General features: G+C 73.6%; 20 protein-coding genes. 7 read left to right on the forward strand and 13 right to left on the reverse strand.

Annotated elements, in window-relative coordinates:
- Window positions 1–912: UTP--glucose-1-phosphate uridylyltransferase GalU (gene galU / locus CK505_RS06200; protein WP_031282980.1), on the reverse strand; the 912-nt coding region annotated here is incomplete at its 3' end.
- 161 nt (window positions 913–1,073) lie between these two features.
- Between galU and CK505_RS06205 the strand changes: the two genes are divergently transcribed.
- The 3 genes from CK505_RS06205 to CK505_RS06215 all read left to right on the forward strand — a co-directional run bounded on the left by CK505_RS06205 (window position 1,074) and on the right by CK505_RS06215 (window position 2,948).
- A complete protein-coding gene (locus CK505_RS06205; RefSeq protein ID WP_035924766.1) occupies window positions 1,074–1,715 on the forward strand; it encodes a 5-formyltetrahydrofolate cyclo-ligase in 642 nt (213 codons plus the stop codon).
- Window positions 1,716–1,778: 63 nt separating this feature from the next.
- On the forward strand, window positions 1,779–2,102 hold the full coding sequence (locus CK505_RS06210) for an FmdB family zinc ribbon protein (RefSeq protein WP_095650559.1): 324 nt from the start codon (window positions 1,779–1,781) through the stop codon (window positions 2,100–2,102).
- Between the two features lie 129 nt (window positions 2,103–2,231).
- The gene (locus CK505_RS06215) at window positions 2,232–2,948 is read left to right on the forward strand and encodes an SAF domain-containing protein (protein ID WP_095650600.1); all 717 of its coding nucleotides are present in this window, start codon (window positions 2,232–2,234) and stop codon (window positions 2,946–2,948) included.
- On the opposite strand, the gene CK505_RS06220 is transcribed toward CK505_RS06215, so the two are convergent.
- The 12 genes from CK505_RS06220 to groES form a co-directional block, all read right to left on the reverse strand.
- A complete protein-coding gene (locus CK505_RS06220; protein WP_095650560.1) occupies window positions 2,917–3,198 on the reverse strand; it encodes a hypothetical protein in 282 nt (93 codons plus the stop codon). The genes CK505_RS06215 and CK505_RS06220 overlap by 32 nt on opposite strands.
- Window positions 3,188–6,982 carry a hypothetical protein gene (locus tag CK505_RS06225; protein ID WP_095650561.1) on the reverse strand — a complete coding sequence of 1,265 codons (3,795 nt, stop codon included), beginning with the start codon at window positions 6,980–6,982 and terminating at the stop codon, window positions 3,188–3,190. Before CK505_RS06225 ends, CK505_RS06220 begins: the two co-directional genes overlap by 11 nt.
- Before the next feature lie 132 nt (window positions 6,983–7,114).
- Window positions 7,115–8,722, reverse strand: coding sequence for a glutamine-hydrolyzing GMP synthase (guaA, locus tag CK505_RS06230; RefSeq protein WP_095650562.1), 1,608 nt, complete (start codon window positions 8,720–8,722; stop codon window positions 7,115–7,117).
- Window positions 8,723–8,745: 23 nt separating this feature from the next.
- Window positions 8,746–9,330: a DUF3817 domain-containing protein gene (locus CK505_RS06235; RefSeq protein ID WP_017833355.1), complete on the reverse strand. Its 585-nt coding sequence runs from the start codon at window positions 9,328–9,330 to the stop codon at window positions 8,746–8,748.
- Window positions 9,323–10,297 (reverse strand): SURF1 family protein, encoded by a 975-nt coding sequence (locus tag CK505_RS06240; RefSeq protein ID WP_095650563.1) that lies wholly within the window; start codon window positions 10,295–10,297, stop codon window positions 9,323–9,325. The genes CK505_RS06235 and CK505_RS06240 overlap by 8 nt, the downstream gene beginning before the upstream one ends.
- Before the next feature lie 101 nt (window positions 10,298–10,398).
- The gene (locus CK505_RS06245) at window positions 10,399–11,520 is read right to left on the reverse strand and encodes a GuaB3 family IMP dehydrogenase-related protein (RefSeq protein ID WP_017833353.1); all 1,122 of its coding nucleotides are present in this window, start codon (window positions 11,518–11,520) and stop codon (window positions 10,399–10,401) included.
- Window positions 11,521–11,554: 34 nt separating this feature from the next.
- Window positions 11,555–13,081: an IMP dehydrogenase gene (gene guaB, locus CK505_RS06250; protein ID WP_255250898.1), complete on the reverse strand. Its 1,527-nt coding sequence runs from the start codon at window positions 13,079–13,081 to the stop codon at window positions 11,555–11,557.
- Between the two features lie 78 nt (window positions 13,082–13,159).
- On the reverse strand, window positions 13,160–15,259 hold the full coding sequence (locus CK505_RS06255) for an acyltransferase family protein (RefSeq protein WP_255250899.1): 2,100 nt from the start codon (window positions 15,257–15,259) through the stop codon (window positions 13,160–13,162).
- A 195-nt stretch (window positions 15,260–15,454) separates the two neighbouring features.
- Window positions 15,455–17,464 (reverse strand): acyltransferase family protein, encoded by a 2,010-nt coding sequence (locus CK505_RS06260; RefSeq protein WP_095650565.1) that lies wholly within the window; start codon window positions 17,462–17,464, stop codon window positions 15,455–15,457.
- 90 nt (window positions 17,465–17,554) lie between these two features.
- On the reverse strand, window positions 17,555–19,624 hold the full coding sequence (locus CK505_RS06265; RefSeq protein WP_095650566.1) for an acyltransferase family protein: 2,070 nt from the start codon (window positions 19,622–19,624) through the stop codon (window positions 17,555–17,557).
- A gap of 173 nt (window positions 19,625–19,797) precedes the next feature.
- The gene (gene groL / locus CK505_RS06270; protein WP_035924783.1) at window positions 19,798–21,405 is read right to left on the reverse strand and encodes a chaperonin GroEL; all 1,608 of its coding nucleotides are present in this window, start codon (window positions 21,403–21,405) and stop codon (window positions 19,798–19,800) included.
- 158 nt (window positions 21,406–21,563) lie between these two features.
- A complete protein-coding gene (gene groES, locus CK505_RS06275; protein ID WP_017834525.1) occupies window positions 21,564–21,860 on the reverse strand; it encodes a co-chaperone GroES in 297 nt (98 codons plus the stop codon).
- A gap of 431 nt (window positions 21,861–22,291) precedes the next feature.
- On the opposite strand from groES, the gene CK505_RS06280 reads away from it, so the two are divergent.
- From CK505_RS06280 to CK505_RS06295, 4 genes are all read left to right on the forward strand, one after another.
- A complete protein-coding gene (locus CK505_RS06280) occupies window positions 22,292–23,287 on the forward strand; it encodes a siderophore ABC transporter substrate-binding protein (RefSeq protein ID WP_095650567.1) in 996 nt (331 codons plus the stop codon).
- Window positions 23,288–23,368: 81 nt separating this feature from the next.
- Window positions 23,369–24,355 (forward strand): ABC transporter permease, encoded by a 987-nt coding sequence (locus CK505_RS06285; protein WP_017834523.1) that lies wholly within the window; start codon window positions 23,369–23,371, stop codon window positions 24,353–24,355.
- The gene (locus CK505_RS06290) at window positions 24,348–25,415 is read left to right on the forward strand and encodes an iron chelate uptake ABC transporter family permease subunit (RefSeq protein WP_017834522.1); all 1,068 of its coding nucleotides are present in this window, start codon (window positions 24,348–24,350) and stop codon (window positions 25,413–25,415) included. The genes CK505_RS06285 and CK505_RS06290 overlap by 8 nt, the downstream gene beginning before the upstream one ends.
- Window positions 25,412–26,167 carry an ABC transporter ATP-binding protein gene (locus CK505_RS06295; RefSeq protein ID WP_017834521.1) on the forward strand — a complete coding sequence of 252 codons (756 nt, stop codon included), beginning with the start codon at window positions 25,412–25,414 and terminating at the stop codon, window positions 26,165–26,167. Before CK505_RS06290 ends, CK505_RS06295 begins: the two co-directional genes overlap by 4 nt.
- Window positions 26,168–26,180: the final 13 nt, after the last annotated feature.

Raw genomic sequence — 26,180 nt, forward strand, 5'->3', positions numbered from 1 at the left:
GCCGACCGGCAGGGTCCGGGTGTACTCCCTGAGCCACTCGCACAGCTCGGGCCCGAGGTCCTCGCGCTCCGAGGCCAGGATGATGTTGGCCTTGAGGTAGCTGAGCTTGTCGCCGGTGTCGTAGCGACGGCCCTTGAAGACCACCCCGTACACCCCGCCGCCCTCGCCCTCGCGCTGGGCGAGGGTCTGCAGCGCGTCGGTGAGCTGGATCTCGTTGCCGCGCCCGGGGGCGGTGTTCTCCAGCACCTCGAACACCTCCGGCACCAGCACGTAGCGCCCGATCACGGCCAGGTTGGACGGAGCGTCCTCCGGGGCCGGCTTCTCCACCAGCCCGTTGATCCGCACGTAGTCCTCCCCCTCCACCGCGGTGACGTCCGCGCAGCCGTAGGCGCTGATCTGCTCGGCCGGGACCTCCATCAGCGCGACCACGGAGCCGCCGGTGCGCTCCTGCACGGCGATCATCTCGGTGAGCAGCTCGTCCCGGGCGTCGATCAGGTCGTCGCCCAGCAGCACCGCGAAGGGCTCGTCACCGATGTGGATCTTCGCCCGCAGCACCGCGTGCCCCAGTCCCTTGGGGTCCGCCTGGCGCAGGTAGTGGATCTCGCCGAGCTCGGAGGCGTGCTCCACCGCCCGCAGCAGATCGGTCTTGCCCGACTCCTCGAGCTGGTGCTCCAGGGCCGGGACCCGGTCGAAGTGGTCCTCCAGCGCCCGCTTCGAGCGCCCGGTGATCATCAGGACGTCCTGGAGGCCGGCGTCGACCGCCTCCTGGACCACGTACTGGATGGCCGGCCGGTCCACGACCGGCAGCATCTCCTTGGGCATGGCCTTCGTCGCGGGGAGGAACCGGGTGCCGAGCCCGGCGGCAGGAATGACGGCCTTCCGGACCGTCCGGGGGTTGCTGTTTCCACTCATGCGCTCAGGCTAACGGATCGGGGGCTCCCACCAGCGGATTCCCGCCCGGGCACGCTTGCCCGCCGCGGTGGTGCGCGGCTAGCCTCGCACCACCGGCCCGCCAGGGCCGGCGCGTCCGGGCGCCTCCCGGGCCGAGCGTCGGACGAGGAGCGGACACGACGATGACCGACCCCCGCGGTCCCGCCGAGGCCAAGACCCGGTTGCGCCGGCAGCTCGTGGCGGCCCGCGCGCGGCGCTCCCGGGCCGCCCGCGAGCACGCCGCCGTGGCCTTCGACCGGCACCTGACCGAGCTGCTGGCCGACCGCCCGCACCTCGACGTCGCCGCGTACCTGCCGCTGGCCACAGAGCCGCCCCTCGAGCCCGCTCTCGTCACGGCTCACCACCGCGGCCACCGGATCTGGGTGCCCGTGTGCGAGCCCGGGCGCCGGCTCTCGTGGGCGCGGTGGACGCCGGACACCCCCGAGCGGTCCGGCGGCGCGGGCGGACTGCGCGAGCCCGTGGGCGCCCGCCACGGCGCGGAGGTGATGCACGCGGTGGGTCTGCTGCTGGTGCCCGCGCTCGCCGTGGCGCCCGGCGGCGCGCGGCTGGGCTTCGGCGGCGGCTACTACGACCGCTTCCTCGCCACGCTGCCGCGCACGGCGCACCCGGAGCTGCGCACCGTGGTGTGCGTCTTCGCCGACGAGGTCCTCCCGGCCGGGTCCGTGCCGGTCGAGGAGCTCGACGCCCCCGTGCCGCTGGCCCTCACGGAGAACGGGACCGTGCGGCTGGAGGGGCCCGCCGGTCCGGCGCGGGGAACACGGTAGAATCGGCAGTCGACCCCTTCGAGTGCCAACGAGCGCGCTCGTCGACCCTTCCCAGGAGGACCCATGCCCGTCTACGCCTACGCCTGCAAGGACTGCGGCCACGCGTTCGACATCCGCCAGTCGTTCAGCGAGGACGCCCTGACCGTCTGCCCGGAGTGCGACGGGGGCCTGCGCAAGAAGTTCAACACGGTGGGCGTGGTGTTCAAGGGCTCCGGCTTCTACCGCAACGACTCGCGCTCCGGCGGCGCGGACTCGGGCGCCTCCACGTCCTCCGCGTCCTCCACCGCCGAGCCGGCGGCGCCGGCGAAGACCGCGACCCCGGCGACCGCCGGCGCGGGCGCGTCGTCCTCGTCCGCCTCCGCGACCGCGGGCGGGTCCTCCGACTGAGCCGGTCCGCGGACGCCGCCCCGGCGTCCGCACTGCACGGGAGGCACCTCCCGGGCGGCGCTGCCCGCCCCTCCCCAGGCGGCCCCGGAACGGCGGGGTCCCGGGCACCCGGCCCGTAGCGTGCCCGGCATGAGCCGCCGCCCCCGGACCGTCCGACGCCGCTACCCGCTGTCCCTGCACCTGCGCTCGGCACTGTCCCGGCGCCGCCGGCTGGTGGCCGCGCTGCTCCTCGGGCTCGCGGCGGCCCTGGTGGTCCTGCGGCTCGGCCCGCCCCAGACCAGGACGGTGCCGGTGGTCACCGCCGCCGAGGCGCTGCCCGCGGGCACGGTGGTCACCCCGGAGCGGCTCGCGGTGGCCGCCTATCCCCACGGGCTGGCGCCGGAGGGTGCCGTGGCCGACCCCGCGGAGCTGTCCGGGCGCGTCCTGGCGGGCGCCGCGGGCCCCGGGCAGCCGCTGACGGAGACCGCGCTCGTGGGCCCGGGACTGCTGACGGGACAGGACGGGGGCGTCACGGCGGTGACGCTGCGCATCGACGACCCCGGTGTGCTGCGGCACGTGCGCGCAGGCGACCACGTGGACGTCGTCCACCTGCCCGACGGCGCCGCGCCGGGCGGGCGTCAGGTCCTGGGCAGGGGCCTGCCCGTGCTGTGGGTCTCCTCCGCGGCCCCCGGTGGGGACGGCGGTCTGCTCGCCGGGCCCGGCACCTCCGAGGAGGAGGGACTGCTGGTGGTGGGGGCCCCGCACGAGGGCGCCGCGCAGCTCGCGGGCGCGGGCGGCACCGGGCGCACCACCGTGGTCCTCGTCCCGGCGCCGGTCAGTCCCAGTGCGGAGGCCGCTGGGCCCTGAGCCAGTCCTCGTGGGCCCGATCGGAGGCCTCGTCCGCCCGGTCCGCGTCCGCCGCGGACGCCCGCCCGTCCAGGCCGGGCAGGTGCGGCTCCGCCCCGGTGGACGTGCCGTCGGTGAACGTGCCCCCGGTGGCACGCCTCGGCCCGCGCCGGCGGGGGCGCGGGGCGGCGGGCACGTCCCGCCGGGGGGCGCGGTCCGGCTCGGCGGGCCCGGGGTCCCCGCCGGACGCCGGGCCCGGCTCAGCCGGCACGGTCACCCCGCTGCGGGGCGGCGGGCAGGCCGAGATAGCGCCGGATCAGCTCGGCGACGGTGTCCGGGTCGGTGAAGACCTCGATGGTCCACAGCGTGAGGTAGTTCCAGCCGGTGCGCTCGAGCTGCTGGGGCCGCAGCCGCGAGCGCTCCCGCACGGACAGGGCGGCGTTCTCCGGCGAGCCGTCGGACTGCCCGGCCACGGGGATCCGCAGCGGCCGGCCCTCGGCACGGGTGCGGCCAGGGACCACGGCCCCCGCGGACAGCGACTCCGTGCCGGCCCAGGCGACCAGGTCGAGGACGCCCGCGTAGTCCAGCCGCACCGAGGCACCGCGCTCCACCAGCCGGCGGGCGAGGTCGACCACCAGGGCGTCGTCGTGGGTGTCCCGGGCCTCCTCCTCCCCCGGCGACAGGCCGCCGAGGTGCGCGGCGAGCACACGGGCGAAGTCCCGCGCGCCGTGCTGGAGGCCCTTTCCCTCCATCTCCCCCGGGTGCAGGGAGGTCACGATGCGGGTGCTGTGGCGGGCCCGGGTCATGCCGAGAACGAAGTGCTGGCGGCCGTGCCGCTCCGACAGCGCCCCGAGGTACGGCACGGTGCGCCCGTTGGCCGTCTTGCCGAAGCCCAGCGAGAAGATGACGGTGTCCCGCACGATGCCCGCCGCCCGGTGCAGGTCGACCACCCGGAAGGACTCGGGGCCCGGGGCGAAGAAGGCCGCGGCGGCGGGCTCCTCGCGCATCCGCTGCCGGACGGCCTGCGCGATCCGCGCGGCGTGCACCGCGCTGGCCGTGACCACGGCCAGGGACCGGCGCGGGTGGCGCGCGGCGTGCTCGAAGACGAGCTCCACGACGCGCCGCACCTCGGCGGCGGGCGCCTGGATGCCCTCGATCCCGGCGGTCAGGGCGCCCACGCCGTCCGGGACGTACTCGACGTCGAGGACGGGGGTGGCCCCGGTGACGGACTCACCGTGCGGGAGCCTGCTCAGGCGCCCGCCGTAGAACTGCTCGTTGAGGTGGCGGAAGACCTGCTCGTCCATGGACCGGTACACGGTCCGCAGCGTCCGTTCCGGCACCACGCGGGAGAGGGCGTCGAAGGCGCTGTCCACCTCGACCACCGGCTGGGCGCCCGGGGCGGGCACCGCGGTGGGCGCCACCGTGAACGGCTGAGGGCGGCCCAGGTGCGGGTCCCCGAACGCGATGACCTGCCCGCACCGGGTCAGCGCCGGCAGCACCGCCGCGAGCGGGGAGCTCTCGGCGTCCAGCACCACCACGGCGTCGAAGTCGTGGTCGTCGGGCAGCGCCGCGGAGAGCACCAGGGGGCTGGCCGTCCAGACGGGCACCAGCGAGCCGATCAGCTCGCCCGCCGAGGCGCTGACCTCCTCGAGCGGGGCGGCCCCCGCCCGGAGCATGCGGCGCAGGGCGGCCGCCGCGCGCGGGGAGCGCCGGACGGTGCGCTGCCAGCGATCGGCGAGCTCCCAGAGGAGCCGGCCGGCCCCGGAGGCCACGTGCGCCGCGTCGGCGCGGCGGAACACGGACTCCACCTTGCGCAGGGTGTGCCCCTCCGGCATCGCCAGGAAGTCGTCGCCGGTGATCATGGCCTCGAGCGTGGACTGCCACCACGCGAGGTCGAACTCCCCGGAGACCTCAGCGCGGGGCACGGTGCGCCGCACGAGGTCGTCCACGAGCTCGCCGAGGCCCTGGCCGCGCAGCTCGTCGAGCAGGACGGTGCGCTCGGGCAGCACGGCGAGGTTCTCCTCGTCGTTGATGAGCCCGTCCAGGGTCTCGCGCAGCCGGTCGATCGGCAGCCCCAGGAGGTCGGCGCCGGTGGACGAGCCCTCGAGGGCGATGGCCAGGCCCTCGAGGTCTTCCACGAAGCGGGCCTGCACGGCCGCGAGCTCCTCGACCCGCTCGGAGACGACCGGGTGCGTGGACGAGGTGGCCCACTCCCGCCACCGCTCCCGCTCCGACTGCACGCGCAGCAGGGCGGCGTGCAGGTCCGAGAGGTGCACCCCGTGCCGGATGTACTCCTTCGCGGCCTTGCGCAGCCGTGAGCGCTGCAGCCCGGTCATCTCGATCCCGTGCTCCCGCCGCCAGCCCGACCCGGCGGTCGCGGCGACCAGGTCCGTCACGGGCCGGTCGTAGATGTCGGGCGTGAAGCGGGTCAGGGAGTCCTGGACCTCCTGCAGCAGCCGCAGCTGCCGGCCCCACTCGGGCACGGTCGTGCCGCCGCGCAGCCCGCTGGTGGCCAGGACGTGCCGCATCCCGGTCTCGAGGGTGGTGAGCTCCAGGAGCAGGGACTGGGCCAGCCGGTGCGCCTGCCGGGCCTCGTCCTCGTTGACCAGGCGCGCCCCGGTCCAGGGCCCGGCCAGGGTCCCGGCGTCGAAGGCCCCGAGCTCGGCGGCGCGCTCGAGCCGGGCGACGGCGTCGCCGCGCTCCGTGACCGCGTCGAGCACGGAGCGCGGGAACCGCACGGCCGTGGCGGGCGCCGGCCGGCGGGAGGTCAGCTCGGCGAGCGCCTGCACGGCCCGGTACGGGGAGACGGACCACCGGGGCCGCACGGTGTGCAGGGACCGCACGTGCTCGGCGAGCTGGTCCCGGCTGGTGCGCAGCGTCTCGTGCAGCTCGGCGAGGTCCGGTCGCTCGGCGCGCTCGTTGCGGGCCACCGCCCGGACGAGCTGCTGGGCCACGTCGGCGTCGCTGAGCTGGGAGGACAGCGGCAGGACGGCGGTGCCCAGGCCCAGCCCGTCCATCCGCCGCCCGAACGCGGCGAGCGTGGTGCGCCGCTCGCCCAGGACCAGGACGGTCCGGCCGGCGGCCACGAGGGTGCCCACCGTGTTGACGGCGGTGTCGAGCTGCCCGGTGCCGGGGGCCGCGGTCACCACGAAGGAGTGGCCCTGGGCGGCGAGGTCGAGGACCTCCTGCTGGGGGCCGTCGGCGTCGAGCAGGAGGAGCTCGTCGGCGGGGTCGCGCTGGTCCAGCGGGGGCGCGTCGTCCGTGATCTCCTCGACCTGGGGGATCCGTCCGACCGCGGAGTCCTTGAGCCGGGCGAGGTCCCGGACCACCGCGGTGCGGGCCACGACCGACAGGTCGGCGGGCCGGTCGTGCAGATCGGCGAACGTGGAGACGAGCAGCTTGTGCTCGACGTGCATCCCGGGCACCGCCCCGGCGAGGGTGCGCAGGGTCTCGAGGGCGGGGGCCGGGTCGAGCCGGCGGGTGCCGTAGGCGAGGCGGGCGAGCTCGCCGGAGGTCAGGTCCACGCCGTGGTCCGCGGCCAGCCGGCGGACCATGGCGGGGTTGAGCCGGGCGGGGCCGACGAGCTGGAGCTCGAAGTCGTCGAGGTCCGGGCGCGGCTTCAGGGCGAGGGGCGCGAGCAGGACGGGGGCGATCCAGCGGCGCTGTCCGGCGCCGGTCGGGTCGGAGCCCCGGGGCCGGGCGAGCCAGGACGCGGTGCCGGCGGCGAGGTACGCGGCGTCCAGCCCGTGGTTGACCGACAGCTCGTGGGTCTTGGTGCGCAGGGACCGGGCCGCGCGCACGGCGTGCCCGTAGGCCTCGGGGTCGTGCACGATCGTGGACAGGCGGGTGGGGCGGCCCATGAGCAGCTGGGCCTGCCCCGAGGAGTTCGCCTCGGTGAGGTCGATGCAGACGTTGTCGACCTGGTTGAAGTCCAGCAGCGTGTCCGGGCCGGTGTAGGCGTCCATCTGGCGGGTCCAGGGCTGCAGCGAGACGCGCGGGGGCTGCGCCCGGGAGGTGTCCGACTCCTGGGGGGTGCGGTCGGCTCCGATCGACATGGTTCTCCTCCTGCGCCTCGGCCCGGGGGCCGGGCACCGCTCACGCACGGGTCGAGCGGTCCGTGCGGACCGCTCGACCCCGGCTGCTCGTGTACCGCCCGTGCGGGGCGGGCCCTGGGCCCGCCCCCGGGCCTACTCCCACTCGATGGTGCTCGGGGGCTTGGACGTGACGTCCAGGACCACCCGGTTGACCTCTTCGACCTCGTTGGTGATGCGGTTGGAGACGCGGGCCAGCAGGTCGTAGGGCAGGCGCGACCAGTCGGCGGTCATCGCGTCCTCGCTGGACACGGGACGCAGCACGATGGGGTGCCCGTACGTGCGGCCGTCGCCCTGCACGCCCACCGAGCGCACGTCCGCCAGGAGCACGACCGGCATCTGCCACACCTCGTCGTCGAGCCCGGCGCGGGTCAGCTCCTCGCGGGCGATGGCGTCGGCGCGGCGCAGGACCGCGAGGTTGGCCTCCGTGATCTCCCCGATGATGCGGATGCCCAGCCCGGGGCCGGGGAACGGCTGGCGGCCCACGATCTCGTGGGGCAGGCCGAGCTCGCGCCCCACGGCGCGGACCTCGTCCTTGAACAGCGTGCGCAGCGGCTCCACGAGCTCGAACTGCAGGTCCTCGGGCAGCCCGCCCACGTTGTGGTGGCTCTTGATGTTGGCGGCGCCCTCCCCGCCGCCGGACTCCACCACGTCGGGGTAGAGGGTGCCCTGGACGAGGAAGCGCACGGGCTCGCCCTCCTGGGCGGCGGTCTTGGCGACCTCCTCCGCGGCGGCCTCGAAGGAGCGGATGAACTCCCGGCCGATGATCTTGCGCTTCTGCTCGGGGTCGGTGACGCCGGCGAGCGCGGTGAGGAAGCGCTCCTTCTCCTCGGCCACGTAGAGGTTGACGCCGGTCGCGGCCACGAAGTCCTGCTCGACCTGCTCGGCCTCGCCCTCGCGCAGCAGCCCGTGGTCCACGAACACGCAGGTGAGCTGGTCGCCCACGGCCCGCTGGACCAGGGCGGCGGCCACGGCGGAGTCCACGCCGCCGGAGAGACCGCAGATCACGGACGCAGAGCCGACCTGCGCGCGGATCCGCTGGACGTGCTCCTCGATGATGTTGCCGGTCGACCAGGTGGGCTCGACCCGGGCGCCGTCGAAGAGGAAGTGCTCGAGCACCTGCTGCCCGTGCACGGAGTGCTTGACCTCCGGGTGCCACTGCACGCCGTAGAGCCGGCGGGCGTCGTCGGCGAACGCGGCCACCGGGGTGGTCTCCGTGGAGGCGAGCACCTCGAAGCCGGCGGGGGCCTCGACGACCGAGTCGCCGTGGCTCATCCACACGGTCTGGGTGCCCGGGGAGCCCTCCAGGATGGAGGCCGTGGGGCCGCCGACGGCGGTGGCGGTGGTGGCCCCGTACTCGCGGGCGCCGGTGTGCGCGACGGTCCCGCCGAGGGCCTGCGCCATGGCCTGGAAGCCGTAGCAGATGCCCAGGACGGGCACCCCGGCCTCGAAGAGCGCCGCGTCCTGCTGCGGTGCGTCCTCGGCGTAGACGGAGGAGGGGCCGCCCGAGAGGATGATCGCCGCCGGGTTCTTGGCGAGGATCTGCTCGGTCGACCAGGTGTGGGGGACGATCTCGGAATAGACACTGGCCTCGCGGACCCGGCGGGCGATCAGCTGCGCGTACTGCGCGCCGTAGTCGACCACCAGGACCGGGCGCTGCTCCAGATCGGTGCGGGTCTCAGCTGTTTCGGTCACGCCCTCCATCCTAGGCCAGGCGCGGGGAGGGCTCAGTACCGCTTCGCGGCCTTCGGGTTGGCGCGCAGCTCGGCGGTGGTGGAGGCGTGGATCTTGCGCTCCACCACGAAGGACAGGAACGGCACCACGCCGCCCAGGGCCATCACCACGAGCTGCGGGAAGGGCCAGCGCATGAGCGTCCAGATCCGGAAGCAGGAGATGAGGTAGACCACGTAGAACCAGCCGTGCACGATGAGGATCCACGTGGAGATGTTGACCCCGCCCGCGAGGTTCTCGAGCTCGAGGTCCTGCCAGCCGAGGGCCACGGTCTCCCCCGTGGCCCGGTCGGTGCCGCCCGCGACGAGGTCGTAGCCCAGTCCGTAGCGGGTGATCATCTCGGCCACGAGCAGGAGCAGGAAGGTCCCGGAGATCCACGCACAGACCATGTAGAAGCCCAGGGCCCCGCGGATCTGGGCCTCGGTGCCCCCGAAGCGGCGGCGCGGCTGCAGGGCGGCCGCCCGGCGCGGGACGCGGCCCGGGGACGCCGCCTCCGCGGGGCGGGCGTCCGGCGGGAGGGAGACCCGCACCCCGTCGGTGCGGTCCTTCGGGGCGGGGGTCGGCTGCGTGGGTTCAGTCATGGTGGGCTCCGGTCCTGTCCTGGGTCCTGTCGTGGGTGCTGGGCTCGCCCGCCCGGGCGCCGGGCTGGTCGTCGAACCAGTAGTACTCCCCCGCCTCGGGGTCGTAGTAGTAGTAGCGCCCGGCCGCCTCGTCGTAGTAGTACTCGCCCTCGAAGTAGAAGTACTCCTCGGGGTTCTGCTCGCGCTGCCACTCGTCGCGCACGAACCGCCACCAGATGTAGAGGGCGAACCCGGCGAAGACCACCCACTCGACCGCGTAGAAGAGGTTGAGCAGGTTCACGGACTCGTCCGTGGGCTGCTGGTCGATGTCGAGCCGGGACAGCCCCGGGCTCAGCAGCGCGGCGTCCGGGGCGAGGGTCCCATCCCCGGCGAGCTGGAAGGGCGCGGACGCGGGGTTCTCGGCGAAGGCGGCCAGGTACCCGGACCACAGCGGGGCGTCCCAGCGGTTGGTGAGCTGCGCCGGGGACACCGTGCCCACCTGCCCCGCGGGCAGGTCGGCGCCGGGCACCGGGCCCTCGGCGGGCAGGTACCGGCCGACGACGTCGACGGCGCCCGCCGGCTCCTCCGGCACGGCGGCGGGATCGGCGGTCCAGCCGCGGGCCACCGCGAGGGTGAGCTCCCCGCCGGCGTCCGGCCACAGCTGCCCGGTGTCCGGGACGTCGAGGGCGGTGACGGCCCACCAGCCCTCCGTCCCGTCCTGCAGCCGGCCCGGGACCAGGACGGTGGACCCGTCCCGGTAGTCGCCGGTGACGGTGACGAGCTGGTCGGCCTGCGCGGCGGTCACGGGGGCGCCGGCCTCAGCGGCCTCGGTGAGCGGGACGGCCACGTCCTTCGCGGGGTCCGCGACCGTGCGGGACTGCTCGCTGGACTCCAGCTGCCACTGGCTCAGCAGCACGAAGCCCACGGCCAGCCCGAGGCTCACGATCATGGCGAGGATCGAGCGGGGGCGCAGGGCGGTCGTGAGCACCCGTCAAGGCTAGTGCGCCTTCCTGGGCGTTCGCCAGTTGCGGCGGGGGCCCGTGCCGGGCCGGCGGGGCGCGGCACTGGCCCCCGCGGGGCGGTCGCGGGTCAGCCGCGGATGACCACCTCGGCGCGCTGGAACTCCTTGAGCTCCAGGTACCCGGTGGTGGCCATCGAGCGGCGCAGCGCGCCCACGAGGTTGGAGGTGCCGTCCACGTGGCGGGACGGCCCGAAGAGCACCTCCTCGAGGGGGCCCACGGTGCCCACGCGGGTGCGGAGCCCGCGCGGCAGCTGCCCGTGGTGGGCCTCCGCGCCCCAGTGCCAGCCCTGCCCGGGCGCCTCCTCCGTGCGGGCCAGCGCGGTGCCGAGCATCACGGCGTCCGCGCCCATGGCGAGCGCCTTCACGATGTCCCCGGAGACCCCCACGCCGCCGTCGGCGATGACGTGGACGTAGCGCCCGCCGGACTCGTCGAGGTAGTCCCGGCGGGCGGCCGCGACGTCGGAGATCGCCGTGGCCATGGCCGCGTGGATCCCCAGGGTGTTCTGGATGCGCATGGACGCGCCGCCGCCGAAGCCCACGAGCACGCCGGCCGCGCCCGTGCGCATGAGGTGCAGCGCCGGCGTGTAGCCCGCGGCGCCGCCCACGATGACCGGGACGTCGAGGTCGTAGATGAACTTCTTGAGGTCCAGCGGCTCCTGGTTGCGGGAGACGTGCTCCGCGGAGACCGTGGTCCCGCGGATCACGAAGACGTCCACGCCGGCGTCCAGGACGGTGCGGTAGTGCTCCACCGTGCGCTGCGGCGTCAGGGACCCGGCGACGATGACGCCCGCCTCGCGGATCTGCGCCAGCCGGGCCGTGATCAGCTCCGGCTGGACGGGCGCCTCGTAGAGCTCCTGCATCCGGCGCGTGGACGCCGGGGCGTCCTCGCCGGAGAGCGCCGCGATCTCGTCGAGCACCGGCTGCGGGTCCTCGTAGCGGGTCCACAGCCCCTCGAGGTCCAGCACGCCCAGTCCCCCGGCGCGGCCGAGGGCGATGGCCGTCTCCGGGGACGTCGCCGAGTCCATCGGGGCGCCCAGGAACGGGATGGAGAACCGGTAGGCGTCGATCTGCCAGTCCGTGGACACGTCCCGGGGGTCGCGGGTGCGGCGGGAAGGGACGAGGGCGATCTCGTCCAGGGAGAAGGTGCGGCGGGCGCGTTTGGAGCGGCCGATCTCGATGTCGTAGCTCATGGTGTCCTTTCCGAACGGTGCTGCGGACGGTCGCTCAGCGCTGGTAGTTGGGGGCCTCGACGGTCATCGTGATGTCGTGCGGGTGGGACTCCTTGAGCCCGGCCGGCGTGATCCGCACGAACCGGCCCTCGTGCTTGAGCTCCTCGACGGTGTGGGCGCCCACGTAGAACATCGTCTGGCGCAGGCCGCCGTCGAGCTGGTGGACCACGGCCGAGAGCGGGCCGCGGTACGGGACCTGGCCCTCGATGCCCTCGGGGATGAGCTTCTCGTCACTGGCGACGTCTGCCTGGAAGTAGCGGTCCTTGGAGTAGGAGGTGTTCTTGCCGCGGGACTGCATGGCCCCCAGCGAGCCCATCCCCCGGTAGGTCTTGAACTGCTTGCCGTTGACGAAGATCAGCTCGCCCGGGGACTCGTCGCAGCCCGCGAGCAGGGACCCGACCATCACGGAGTCCGCGCCGGCCACGAGCGCCTTGCCGATGTCGCCGGAGTACTGCAGGCCGCCGTCGGCGATCAGGGGCACGCCCGCCGGGATCGCCGCCTTCGCCGCCTCGTTGACGGCGGTGATCTGGGGGACGCCCACGCCGGCGATGATGCGGGTGGTGCAGATCGAGCCGGGGCCCACGCCCACCTTCACGGCGTCCGCCCCGGCGTCCACGATGGCCTGCGCGCCGTGGCGGGTGGCCGCCTGCCCGCCGATGACGTCCACGTGCGCGGCGGCGGTCTCCGCCTTGAGCCGGGCGATCATGTCCAGCACGCCCTGGGAGTGCCCGTTGGCGGTGTCGATGAACAGGGCGTCCACGCCGGCCTCGACGAGGGTCATGGCCCGTTCGAAGCCGTCGCCGAAGAAGCCGACGGCGGCGCCGACGCGCAGCCGGCCCTCGTCGTCCTTGGTGGCGTGGGGGTACTGCTCGGCCTTGGTGAAGTCCTTGATCGTGATCAGGCCGGTGAGCCGGCCGGCGTCGTCGACGAGCGGCAGCTTCTCGATCTTGTTGGTCGCCAGGAGCCGGTGCGCGTCGTCCTTCGCCATCCCGACCTTGCCGGTGATCAGCGGCATGGGCGTCATGATCTCGTGCACCCGGCGCCGCGGGAACTCACTCTCCGGCAGGTACCGGGTGTCGCGGTTGGTGATGATCCCCAGCAGCTTCTGCTCGGCGTCCACGACGGGCAGCCCGGAGACCCGGTAGTAGCCGCAGAGCCGGTCCAGCTCCTCGAGGGTCGCCGCCGGGGAGATGGTGACGGGGTCGGTGATCATCCCGGACTCGCTGCGCTTCACCCGGTCCACGTGCTCGGCCTGGTCCTGGATCGAGAGGTTGCGGTGGATCACGCCGATGCCGCCCTGGCGGGCCATCGCGATCGCCATCGAGGACTCGGTGACGGTGTCCATGGCGGCGGACAGCAGCGGCACCTCCAGGTCGATTCGCCGGGACAGGCGGGTGCGCGTCGACGCCTCGGACGGGATGACGTCCGTGTTGCCGGGCAGCAGCAGCACGTCGTCGTAGGTCAGCCCGGTGAACCCGAACGGGTCCTCGGACAGGGCGGTGGGGACGGCGGTATCCGACACGGTGGGGCCTTTCAGCTTCGAGGGAGTCGCGATCATTCTACGGGCCGGGTCCCGGCCGGCGGACGGCTGTGGCCGCGCTCACGACCCCGCGGGGAACCCGGCCCCGTCCGCGCGCAGGGCCTCCTCGACGCGCTCCGCGAACAGGGGCGCCAGGCTCCGCACGTACTCGACGGTGAGGTGGTTGTTGTCCCAGTACGTGAACACGTTGCCGATGACCGGGACGCAGGTGCCGTCCGGGCAGATGAGGTCCCCCATGTCGACCATCGTGACCCGCGGCAGCTCGGCCACCGGGGCCAGCGGGCTGTCCGGGCCCAGGATGACGTGGGAGGCGGCGCACTCGGGGGCGTCGGCCCCGTGGTCCGCGGCGCAGCGCGCGGGGACGAAGTCGAACCGGGCGTTGTCGCGCAGGCCGAGGACCTGGATGCCGCGCTCCGCCAGCCCGCGGATGCGCTGCTCCATCCCGTGGGTGAACTGCTCCTGGTCCTCGTCCGTGCTGCGGGTGCCCTGCACCAGCACCAGGTCCGGGTCCACGGCCTCCACCACGGGGTCGGCGCCCTCGAGCCAGCGCGCGCACGCCTCGTGGTCGGCCACCTGCTCCTCGGGCAGGGCGTACAGGCAGTTGCCGCGGATGTAGGTGACCACCCGCCAGTCGTTGCGCTCGGCCAGGAGCTCGACGGCGGGGATCCACTGGTGCACGTGGCTGTTGCCGATCACCAGCATCGTGGCGGCGGGCTCGGGGTTCGGGACGGTGTCGAAGCACCACTGCCGGAAGCGCTCGCCGACCCCCGTGCCGGGCGGGCAGGGCTCGCCGAGCGACGGCTTGGCGTACGGCTCCCCGGTGATCACGGGGACGGTCTCGGCGTCCGGGTCGCCCTCGTACCGGAAGCCCGGCAGCAGGGCCGCCGCCCCGGGGTTGTTGCGGTCGGCCGACGCCGCGATCTCCACCGCCCGCCGCTCCTCGGCCACCCGGGCCGCGGTCACCGGGACCGCGACCGCCGCCAGGCACACCACGATCACCGCGGCCAGCCGCAGCCGGGACCGCTCGGGCCAGGCCCAGCGCTTGAGCGGGTCCTCGACCAGCCGGGTGGCCAGCACCGCGAGCACCAGGCAGACCAGCACGATCGCGACCCCCGACCGCGGCCCGGCCATGGGCCGGTCCCGCAGCACGAGGTAGGTGACCAGCACGGGCCAGTGGATCAGGTAGAGCGCGTAGGCGGAGTCCCCCAGCCGCACCAGCGGCGCCGAGGCGAGGATCCGGTCCAGCCCGAAGCGCGACCCGGACTGCCCGGCCACGATGATCGCCGCGGCCGAGAGCAGCGGCCACAGCGCGATCCACCCGGGGAACGCCCCCTGCACGTCGACCAGCACCCCCACCGAGACCATGCTCACCAGACCGGCCCAGCCCAGGACCACGCGCGCCCTGCGGCCGGGCCGCAGCCAGGGCACCGCGAGGGCCAGCAGGGACCCGAGGGCGAACTCCCACAGCCGGGTGCGGGTGTCGAAGTAGGCGAACTCCTGCTGGACGGCCGTGCTGTGCACCGACCACGCCAGGGAGGCCGCGAAGACCACCCCGAAGACGACCGCCAGCACCGGCACGGGGCTCCACCGGGTCCGCCGGGAGATCAGCCAGGCCGCGGCGAAGACCAGCGGCCACAGCAGGAACACCTGTCCCTGCACCGACAGGGACCAGAAGTGCTGGAACGGCGAGGCGGTCGAGTGGTCGGCGGCGTAGTAGTCCACCGCGTTGAGCGCCAGCGCCCAGTTCTCCGCGTAGAACACCGAGGCCAGCGCCTCGGCGCGCCACTGCCCGGCGTCGTAGCCCGGGTAGAACAGCTCCACCAGCACCAGGGCGCCCAGGATCGTGAGCACCGCCAGCGGCAGCAGCCGCTTGAACACGTGCAGCCAGTACCGCCCCAGCGCCAGCGGCCTCCCCGCCTCGAGCTTGCGCACGAAGGACAGGGTCAGGAAGAAGGCGGAGATCAGCAGGAAGATGTCCACTCCCCCGGAGACCCGCCCGAGGAACACGTGGTAGACCACCACGAGCAGCACCGCCACCGCGCGCAGGCCCTGCACCTCGGGGCGGAAGCCCGAGTACCGTCCTGCCCGCCGCCGGGCCGCGTCCCCACGGTCGGCGGTCCCGGCGGACGGTTGCGGGGCGGCGGCGTGCACGGTGGCCACGGGGGCACCTCCAGGAGGGAGCGTCCCGGACGCGGCCGCGGAGCGGCGCCGGGAGGGGGAGCGGGGGGATGCGGAGCGAGGGGGCGGGGCCGGGGGCGCCCGTCGCGACCCTATCGCACGACCGGCGCCGCGCGGGGCACCCGGCGCTCCGTCACCGGGCGGCGCCGGGGGCCGGCGGCCGGGGACGGGCGGTCGTCAGGGGCGGAGGCCGTCGGTGGCGAGGGCCTCCCGGAACCGCTCGCCGAAGACCGGGGCGGCGCTCTCGGAGTAGACCCGGCTGAGGTGGTCGTCGTCCCAGTACACGTAGACGTTGCCGACGACCGGCGGGCACCGCCCGTCCGGGCAGATCAGGTCGGTGAGGTCCAGGGTCGAGTAGAGCGGCAGCTCGCGGGCGAGCGGGAGCGCGGGATCGGGCGTGCCCACCATGGGGTGCGCGAAGGTGCACCGGGGGTCGTCCTCCCCGTTCGCCACCGCGCACTCGGCCGGCGCCTCCGGGAAGCGGGGGGTGTCGCGGATCCCGACCACGGGGATCCCGCGGTCGGTGAGCTCGCGGACCCGCTGCTCCAGTCCGGGCCGGAGGACCTCCCCCTCCAGGTCGGTGAAGGTCGACTGGACGACGACGAGGTCGGGGTCGGCGGTGCCGATCATCTGCTCGGCGCCCTCGAACCACGCCCGGCAGCTCTCCGAGCCCGGCTGGTCCTCGGCGGCGGCGTAGAAGCAGCCCGGCTGGATCCAGGTCAGCACCCGCCACCGCTCGGCCTCCGCCAGGGGCCGCAGCGCGGGGAGCCAGTGCTGCAGGTGGCTGTTGCCGAGCACGAGCACCGTCCGTTCGGGGGCCTCCTGCGCCACGCTCTCGTGGCAGAAGCGGAGGAGCTCCTCCGGCAGGTCGAGGTCCTCGGGGCAGGCCTCGCCGAGGGAGGCCGGTTGCCTCGGCAGGTCCTCCGGCAGGGGCAGGGTCGGGGCGTCCGGGTCGCCGCGGAACTCGAAGCCGGGCTCGAGGACGGCGGCCCCGGGGTTGTTCCGGACGGCCTCGGCCTGGATCCGCTCGGCACGCCGGTCCTCGACCTGTTGCCAGGCGAGCACGGGGGCGGTGACCAGGGCGAGGCAGAGCACCACGACCCCGGCGAGGCGCCGCTTGTTCTGCTCGGGCCAGGCCCACTTCTTGAACCGGTCCTCGACCAGCCGGGTGGCCAGCACGGCGAGCACCAGGGAGACGACGATGATCACCACCCCCGACCGCGGCCCGGCCATGGGCCGGTCCCGCAGCACGAGGTAGGTGATCAGCACGGGCCAGTGGATCAGGTACAGCGCGTAGGCGGAGTCCCCCAGCCGCACCAGGGGCCGCGAGGCGAGGATCCGGTCCAGTCCGAACGGGGACCCGGAGCGGCCGGCCACGATGATCGCGGCCGCCGAGAGCAGCGGCCACAGGGCGATCCACCCGGGGAACGCCCCCTGCACGTCGACCAGCACCCCCACCGAGACCATGCTGAGCAGCCCGGCCCAGCCCAGGGCCACGCGCGCGGTCCGCGGCGGCTTCAGGTAGGGCAGGGCGAGGGCGAGCAGCGACCCGAGGGCGAACTCCCACAGCCGGGTGCGGGTGTCGAAGTAGGCGAACTCCTGCTGGACGGCGGTGCTGTGCACCGACCACGCCAGGGAGGCCAGGAACACGGTGCCGAACATCGCGACCAGGACGGGGACCGGCCGGAGGCTCCCCCGCCGCGTGAGCAGCCAGGCGGCGGCGAAGATCAACGGCCACAGCAGGAACACCTGCCCCTGGACCGACAGGGACCAGAAGTGCTGGAACGGCGAGGCGGTGGAGTGGTCGGCGGCGTAGTAGTCGACGGAGCTCAGCGCGAGCGCCCAGTTCTCCGCGTAGAACACCGAGGCCAGCGCCTCGGTGCGCCACTGCCCGGCGTCGGAGCCGGGGTAGACGGCGGCCACCAGGACGAGGGTGCCGAGGATGGTGAGCACCGCCAGCGGCAGCAGCCGCTTGAACACGTGCAGCCAGTACCGTCCCAGGGCCAGGGGCCTTCCCGCCTCGAGCTTGCGCACGAAGGACAGGGTCAGGAAGAACGCGGAGATCAGCAGGAACACGTCCACGCCCCCGGAGACCCGGCCGAGGAACACGTGGTAGACCACCACGAGCAGCACCGCGACGAAGCGCAGCCCCTGCACCTCGGGGCGGAACCCGGAGTACCGGGCCACCCGCCGGGCCGTGTCCGGCTCGACGCCCCCGGGGGCCGCCCGGGGAGGCGGCCCCCGGGTCCGGGCGCGGGGCGCCGGCCTGCACCGTGCTCACGAGGACACCTCCTGGAGGAGCGTGCCGGGGAGCCGGGTCTCGAGGGCCGGCGCCATCGTCCGCGCGTAGGTCCACGTGAGGTGGTGCGGGTCGAAGAAGACGTGCACGTTGCCCACCACGGGACGGCACAGCCCCTCCGGGCAGATGAGGTCGGTGAGGTCGAGCGAGGCGAAGCCGTTCCGGTCCCGGAGGGCGTCGGCCGGGTTGACGGGCGCCAGGACCTGCTCGACGGGCACGCGGCACCGGTCGGCGTCCTGGCCGTGGCGCACGGCGCACTCGTAGGGGTTGAAGTCGAACCGGGGGTTGTCCCGGAAGCCGACGACGTCGATGCCCTGGCCCGTGAGGCGGTCGACCAGCTCCGGGAACCCCCCGACGAGGGCCTCGGCGGGACCGTCCATCCGGGCGGCGTAGGTCGAGGTCGTCATGACCGCGTCCGGGGCGAGCCGCTCCACGTACTCGATCGCCGCGTCGTTGCCCTCGTGGCACGCGTCCCCCTCCGGGCGCACCGCGAAGGCGCAGCCCGGCTGCAGCACAGCGACGAGCTGCCAGTTGCGCTCCTCCGCGAGGGGGATCACCGCGCCCATGAACTGCTCCATGTGGGAGTTGCCGACCACCGCGATCGTCCGCTCGGGGTCCGGCAGGGCCGGGGTCTGGCGGCAGTACTGCTCGAGGACCTCCTGCTCGGGGGCGAACGCCCCGGAGCAGGGCTCGGGCAGCCCGACCCACTCGTCGCCCAGCGCGGAGGCGAGGGGCAGGGTGGGGGCGTCCGGGTCGCCCCGGAACTCGAAGCCCGGGTCCAGCACCGCGGCCCCGGGGTTGTTGCGGGCGGCGTCCTCCGCCAGCGCGGCCGCCCGCCGTGCGTCGGCCTGCTGCCACACCAGCACCGGCACCGCCACGAGCGCCAGGCTCACCGCCACCGACGCGGCCAGCCGCCGCTTGTCCCGCTCCGGCCACGCCCACCGCTGGAACGGGCGCTCCACCAGCTTCGTGGCGGCCACCGCCAGCAGCAGGGAGACCAGGATGATCGCGACCCCCGACCGCGGCCCGGCCACGGGCCGGTCCCGCAGCACCAGGTAGGTGATCAGCAGCGGCCAGTGTACCAGGTACAGCGCGTAGGAGGCGTCCCCGAGCCGCACCAGGGGCCGGGAGGCGAGGATCCGGTCCAGGCCGAGGGGCGAGCCGGACTGCCCGGCCACGATGATCGCCGCCGCCGAGAGCAGCGGCCACAGGGCGATCCAGCCGGGGAAGGCGCCCTGCACGTCGATCAGCACCCCGACCGAGACCATGCTGAGCATCCCGGCCCAGCCCAGCACCACCCGCGCCGCCCGCGGCGGGTGCAGGTACGGCACCGCGAGGGCCAGCAGGGACCCGAGGGCGAACTCCCACAGCCGGGCCCGGGTGTCGAAGTAGGCGAACGCCTGGTCCGTGGCGGTCGTGTGCACCGACCAGGCGAGGGAGACCGCGAGGACCAACCCGAAGAGCACCGCCAGCACCGGCACCGGCCGCCGCCGCCCGCCCCGGCACACGAGCCACGCCGCCCCGAACACCAGCGGCCACAGCAGGAACACCTGGCCCTGCACCGACAGGGACCAGAAGTGCTGGAACGGGGACGCCGTGGAGTCGTCGGCGGCGTAGTAGTCCACCTCGGCCAGCGCCAGCGCCCAGTTCTCCACGTAGAGAACCGAGGCCAGCGCCTCCGTGCGCACCCGGTCGATCCGCGCCTCCGGGAAGAACCACCACGCCAGCACCAGGGTGCCCAGGATGGTGAGCACCGCCAGCGGCAGCAGCCGCTTGAACACGTGCAGCCAGTACCGCCCCAGCGCCAGCGGCCTCCCCGCCTCGAGCTTGCGCACGAAGGACAGGGTCAGGAAGAACGCCGAAATCAGCAGGAAGATGTCCACTCCCCCGGACACCCGGTCCAGGAACACGTGGTAGACCACCACGAGCAGCACCGCGACGAAGCGCAGCCCCTGCACCTCCGGGCGGAACCCGGCGTAGCGGGCCACCCGCCGGGCCGTGTCCGGCTCGACGCCGGTGGGCGTGCTCTGCGCGCCGAGGGTCGTCATGGGCATCTCCTGGGAACACCGTGCCGCCGGGGGCGCGGCAGTGGTCGTGCGGACCCCCGCACTCTACCGGAGGCGCCGGGGCGGCCCCCGGAGACGGCGACGGACCCGCCCCACCGGTGGTGGGACGGGTCCGCGGGGCGGGCCGGCTCGGCGCCGGCCGTCAGTGCCGGCCGTCAGTGCTGGTGGCCGTGGCCGTGCCCCTCGTCCTCGGCGGGCTTGTCCGTCACGAGCGTCTCGGTGGTCAGCACGAGCGCCGCGATGGACGCGGCGTTCTGCAGCGCCGAGCGGGTGACCTTGACGGGGTCGATGATGCCGGCGCCGACCATCTCGACGTACTCGCCGGTGGCGGCGTCGTAGCCGTGCCCGGCCTCGAGCTCGGCGACGCGGGAGGCGACCACGGCCCCGTCCTGACCGGCGTTCTGGGCGATCCAGTACAGCGGCTGCCGCAGCGCGCGGCGGACGATGCCGAGCGCGGTCGCGGCGTCCCCGGTGAGCCCGAGGTCGGACTCGTCGAGGACCTTCGCGGCCTGCACGAGGGCGGTGCCGCCGCCGGCGACGATGCCCTCCTCGAGGGCCGCGCGGGTCGCGGAGACGGCGTCCTCGATGCGGTGCTTGCGCTCCTTGGCCTCGACCTCGGTGGCGGCGCCGACCTTGATCACGGAGACCCCGCCGGCCAGGCGGGCGAGCCGCTCCTGGAGCTTCTCGCGGTCCCACTCGGAGTCGGTGCGCTCCACCTCGGCGCGGATCGTGGCGACCCGGTCCTGGATCTCGGCCGGGGTGCCCCCGCCGTCGACCAGGGTGGTGGTGTTCTTGGTGACCGTGACGCGCCGGGCGGTGCCCAGCTGCTCCAGGGTGACCTGGTCGAGGCTGATGCCCAGCTCGCTGGTGATGAGCTGGCCGCCGGTGAGGACGGCGAGGTCCTGCATGATCGCCTTGCGGCGGTCGCCGAAGCCGGGGGCCTTGAGGGCCACGACGTCGAGGGTGCCGCGCAGCCGGTTGACCACGAGGGTGGACAGGGCCTCGCCCTCGACGTCCTCCGCGATGATGGTCAGCGGCTTCTTGGCCTGGAGGACCTTCTCCAGCACGGGCATGAGCTCGGGCACCGAGGAGATCTTGCCCTGGTACAGCAGCACCAGGGAGTTCTCCATGACCGCTTCCTGGCGCTCGGCGTCGGTCACGAAGGACGGGGACAGGTAGCCCTTGTCGAACTGCATGCCCTCGGTGACGTCGAGCTCCACCTCGGTGCTCGAGCCGTCCTCGATCGTGATGACGCCGTCCTTGCCGACGGTCTCGAAGGCCCGGGCGATGAGCTCGCCGATCGCCGGGTCCTGCGCGGAGATGGTCGCCACGTGGGCGACGTTGGTGCCCTCCACCGGGCGGGCGTTCTCGAGCAGGCGCTCGGAGACGGCCTCGACGGCCTTCTCGATGCCGCGCTTGAGGCTCAGCGGGTCGGCGCCGGCGGCCACGTTGCGCAGGCCCTCCTTGACGAGCGCCTGGGCGAGCACGGTGGCGGTGGTGGTGCCGTCGCCGGCGACGTCGTTGGTCTTGGTCGCCACCTCCTTGGCGAGCTGGGCACCGAGGTTCTCGTACGGGTCGTCGAGCTCGACCTCGCGGGCGATGGTCACGCCGTCGTTGGTGATCGTGGGGGCGCCCCACTTCTTGTCGAGCACCACGTTGCGCCCGCGCGGGCCGAGGGTGACCTTGACGGTGTCGGCGAGCTTGTTGACGCCGTTCTCGAGGGACTTGCGGGCGGCGTCGTCGAACGCCAGCTGCTTGGCCATGGGCGAAGAGCTCCTTCTGGGGTGGCTGGGGTCGCCAGCGGGTTTCGGGGTCTGGATCGGCGAAGGGTGCCCGCTGCGGGCCCGCCGGAACAGCGGGGCGTGCGGCGGGCACCCTTCGTCAGGACTGCGCGGTCTGCGCCGGGTCGGTGCGGCCCGGTCTACTTGACGACGACGGCGAGCACGTCGCGGGCCGGGAGGACCAGGTACTCCTCGCCGTTGTACTTGACCTCGGTGCCGCCGTACTTCGAGAAGATCACGACGTCGCCCTCCTGGACGTCGACCGGGATGCGGTTGCCGGAGTCGTCGACACGACCGGGGCCGACCGCCAGGACCTTGCCCTCCTGGGGCTTCTCCTTGGCGGTGTCCGGGATGACGAGACCGGATGCGGTGGTCTGCTCAGCGGCGAGCGGCTGGACGACGATGCGATCCTCGAGAGGCTTGATGGAGACCGACACGATCTCTCCTTGTCTGTAGGGGTGGAAAACGGTGGGCGACCGCGGGCGGAGCCCGCCGTCGAGCTTCGGGCCGATCGGCGCACCGACCGTCGTCGCGGTGCCGGTCGATCGCCTGGCCCTTAGCACCCTCACCCGGAGAGTGCCAAGGCCAACTGTAGGAGCGGGCTGGCAGTCGGTCAAGGCGAGTGCCAGCGCGCCGACCCCCGCGGGCACGTCCGGCAGGAATTAGGTCACGCCCGTGTTCGCCAATGATTTGCCTCACGCCCGCCCGACCCTCTAGGTTGAGCGGTAAGGCAACCCTTACCTCGGCCGAGCAGCGGTGCCCTCCTCGACGTCCCGGCGCATCCGTGCGCAGATTCGTCGCGCCCATCGGATCCCGCCGGCGTCCTCCACCCCGGAGCACGCCGGCGTCCTCTGCACGAAGGAAGACCATGAACCGCACCCAGCACCCGGCTGCCCTCCTGGCCGTCGCCGGTGTCCTCGCCCTCACCGCCTGCGGCACGGCCCAGGGCGACGAGGCCGCCTCCGCGGAGTCGTCCGCCCCCTCCGCCGCCACGGTCGAGGTCGAGGACAACTACGGCACGCAGACGGTCGAGGCCCCGCCGGCGTCCGTCGTCGCCACCGACAACCGCACCTTCGAGACGCTCGCCGAGTGGGGCGTCGAACTGGCGGCGGCCCCGCGCGCCCTCATGCCGGACACCATCGCCTACGCCGACGACGAGTCCGTCGTCGACCTCGGCAACCACCGCGAGCCCGACCTCGAGGCCGTCGTCGCCGCGGACCCCGACCTCATCGTCAACGGCCAGCGCTTCGCCGACTACCGCGAGGACTTCGCCGACCTGGTGCCGGAGGCCACCATCGTCGAGCTCGACCCGCGGGAGGACGAGCCCTTCGACGAGGAGCTGAAGCGGCAGACCTCCGTCCTGGGCCAGGTCTTCGACCGCGAGGACGAGGCCGAGCAGATCAACGGCGACTTCGACGCGGCGATGCAGCGCGTCGTCGACGGCTACCGGCCCGGCGACACGGTCATGGCCGTCACCGTCTCCGGCGGCGAGATCGGCTTCATCGCCCCGGGCAACGGACGCACCCTGGGCCCGCTGTTCGAGATCTTCGACTTCGCACCGGCCCTCGAGGTCGAGGGCGCCAGCGACGACCACCAGGGCGACGACATCTCCGTGGAGGCGATCGCCGACTCGAACCCCGACTGGATCCTCGTGCTGGACCGCGACGCCGCGATCTCCGCCGAGGACCCGGAGTACACCCCGGCGCAGGAGGTCATCGAGAACGCCGCGGCCCTGCAGAACGTCACCGCGGTGCAGGAGGGCCAGGTCGTCTACATGCCCCGGGACACCTACACCAACGAGGGCATCCAGACCTACACCGAGTTCTTCGACACCCTGGCCGACGCCATGGGCGCGCAGGACTGACCCATCGTCCGGACGGCGGTGGCGGGGTCCGCCCCACCACCGCCGTCCGCCGGGCACGAGGCCGGAGGAAGGACTGACCCCATGTCGACGATCGTGTCGAGACCCCCCGCGGCGAGCAAGGGCTCGCTGTTCGACTGGAAGCTGCTGCTCGGTGCGCTCGGCGTCCTCGCGCTGCTGGCCGCGTCCCTCCTCACGGGGGTCTACGACGTCTTCGGCGCCGAGGACGGCGACGAGATGTTCGCGATCACGCGGATCCCCCGCACCATCGCCCTGGTGCTCGCCGGCGCCGCCATGTCCATGTCCGGCCTGGTGATGCAGCTACTCACGCAGAACCGCTTCGTGGAGCCCACCACCACGGGCACCACCGAGTGGGCGGGGCTCGGGCTGCTGCTCGTCATGCTCCTGGTGCCGACCGCCACTGTCCTCACCCGGATGCTCGGCGCCGTGACCGCGGCCTTCATCGGGACCATGGTGTTCTTCCTCTTCCTGCGCCGCGTCTCCCTGCGCTCCTCCCTCATCGTGCCCATCGTCGGCATCATGCTGGGCGCGGTGGTCGGGTCCGTCTCGACGTTCCTGGCGCTGCAGACGGACATGCTGCAGAACCTCGGGGTCTGGTTCGCCGGCAGCTTCACCTCGGTGCTGCGCGGTCAGTACGAGGTGCTGTGGATCGTGCTCCTGGTCGGGATCGCGGTGTTCCTCGTGGCGGACCGGCTCACCGTCGCCGGGCTCGGCGAGGACGTCGCCACCAACGTCGGGCTGAACTACCACCGCACCGTCCTGCTCGGGACCGGGCTGATCGCGGTGGCCACCGGCGTCGTCACCGTCGTCGTCGGCAACCTGCCCTTCCTGGGCCTCATCGTGCCGAACATCGTCTCGATGGTCCGCGGCGACGACCTGCGCAGCAACCTGCCGTGGGTGTGCCTGCTCGGCATCGCCATCGTGACGCTGTGCGACCTCATCGGAAGGATCATCATCATGCCGTTCGAGATCCCCGTGTCCGTGATCCTCGGGATCGTCGGCGCCGTGGTGTTCGTCTGCCTGCTCCTGAGGCAGCGTCGTCGTGTCTGAGGCCGTGCTCAGCACTCCCGCACCCGCACCGGCCGCGGCGCCGGCGGCCCCCGCCGCACGGGGCCGCGCCGGGGCGTTCCCCACCCCGCGGGCCCGGCGGCGGTACTGGACGGTCGTCGCCGTGCTGGCCCTCGCCTCCGCGGGCTTCGCCTTCGGCCTGCTGGCCTGGGACAACCCGATGCCGGTCGGCTCGGACGGCTTCTGGCGGATCGCGGACCGCCGGGTGACGAGCGTGGTCATCATGGCGGTCGTGGCCTTCTGCCAGGCGATCGCGACCGTGAGCTTCCAGACGGCCACGAACAACCGGATCATCACCCCGTCGATCATGGGCTTCGAGTCCCTCTACGTGGCGATCCAGACGTCCACGGTGTACTTCCTGGGCGCCGCGGGGATCCTCGTCCTGCAGGGCGTGCCGCAGTTCCTGCTGCAGGTCGCCCTCATGGTCGCGCTCTCCCTCGCGCTCTACGGCTGGCTGCTCTCCGGCCGGTACGGGAACCTGCAGGTGATGCTGCTCGTGGGCATCATCATCGGCGGGGGCCTCGGCTCCGTCTCGACCTTCATGCAGCGCCTGCTGTCCCCCAGCGAGTTCGACGTGCTCTCCGCCCGGCTGTTCGGCTCCGTGACGAACGCCCAGGCCGACTACCTGCCGGTGGCCGTCCCGCTGTGCCTGCTGGCCGGGGGCGCCCTGTGGCTGAGGTCCTCGCGCCTGAACGTGGTCGCCCTCGGACGGGACGTGAGCCTGAACCTCGGCCTGCGGCACCGCGCCGAGATCATGGGCACCCTCTTCCTCGTCTCCGTCCTGATGGCCGTCTCCACCGCCCTGGTGGGCCCCATGACGTTCCTCGGCTTCCTGGTGGCGACGCTCGCCTACCAGTTCGCCGACACGTACGACCACCGCCACCTCTTCCCCGTGGCGGTCCTCACCGGGTTCCTCGTCCTGACGGGCGCCTACTTCGTCCTGAACCACGTGTTCTACGCCCAGGGCGTCGTCTCGATCATCATCGAGCTCGTCGGCGGCTCCGTCTTCCTCTACGTCATCCTCCGAAAGGGCCGGCTGTGATCACCCTGACCAACGTGCGCAAGGACTACGGCGGGGAGGTCACGGTCGGGCCCGTCGACCTCGAGATCCCGTCGGCCGGGATGACCGCCCTGGTCGGCCCCAACGGGGCGGGCAAGTCCACGCTGCTGACGATGATCGGGCGCCTGCTCGGCCTCGACGACGGCAGCATCGACATCGCCGGCTACGACGTGGCCCGGACCCGGTCCAAGGACCTCGCCCGGATCGTCTCCGTCCTGCGCCAGGAGAACCACTACATCACCCGGCTCACCGTGCGGCAGCTGGTGGGCTTCGGCCGCTTCCCCCACAGCCGCGGCCGGCTCACCGCCGTGGACGACGAGATCATCGGCAGGTACATCGACTTCCTCGGCCTGGCGCCGCTGGAGCACCGCTATCTCGACCAGCTGTCGGGCGGCCAGCGCCAGCGCGCGTACGTCGCCATGGTCCTCGCCCAGGAGACCGACCACGTGCTGCTGGACGAGCCCCTCAACAACCTCGACATGCGGCACGCCGTGTCGATGATGCAGCACCTGCGGCGGGCCTGCGACGAGATGGGGCGCACCATCGTCATCGTGCTCCACGACATCAACTTCGCCAGCCACTACGCGGACCGGATCTGCGCCGTCAAGGACGGCCGGGTCGCCGAGTTCGGCGAGCCGCACGAGATCATGGACGGCGCGGTCCTCACCCGGGTCTTCGAGACCCCGGTGACCGTCATCGACGGCCCCCGGGGCCGTCTCGCCGCGTTCTACTGACCGGTGCCCGCCC

It is taken from the genome of Kocuria sp. WN036 (genome assembly GCF_002287015.1).
GTDB classification, from domain to species: Bacteria; Actinomycetota; Actinomycetes; order Actinomycetales; family Micrococcaceae; genus Kocuria; species Kocuria rosea.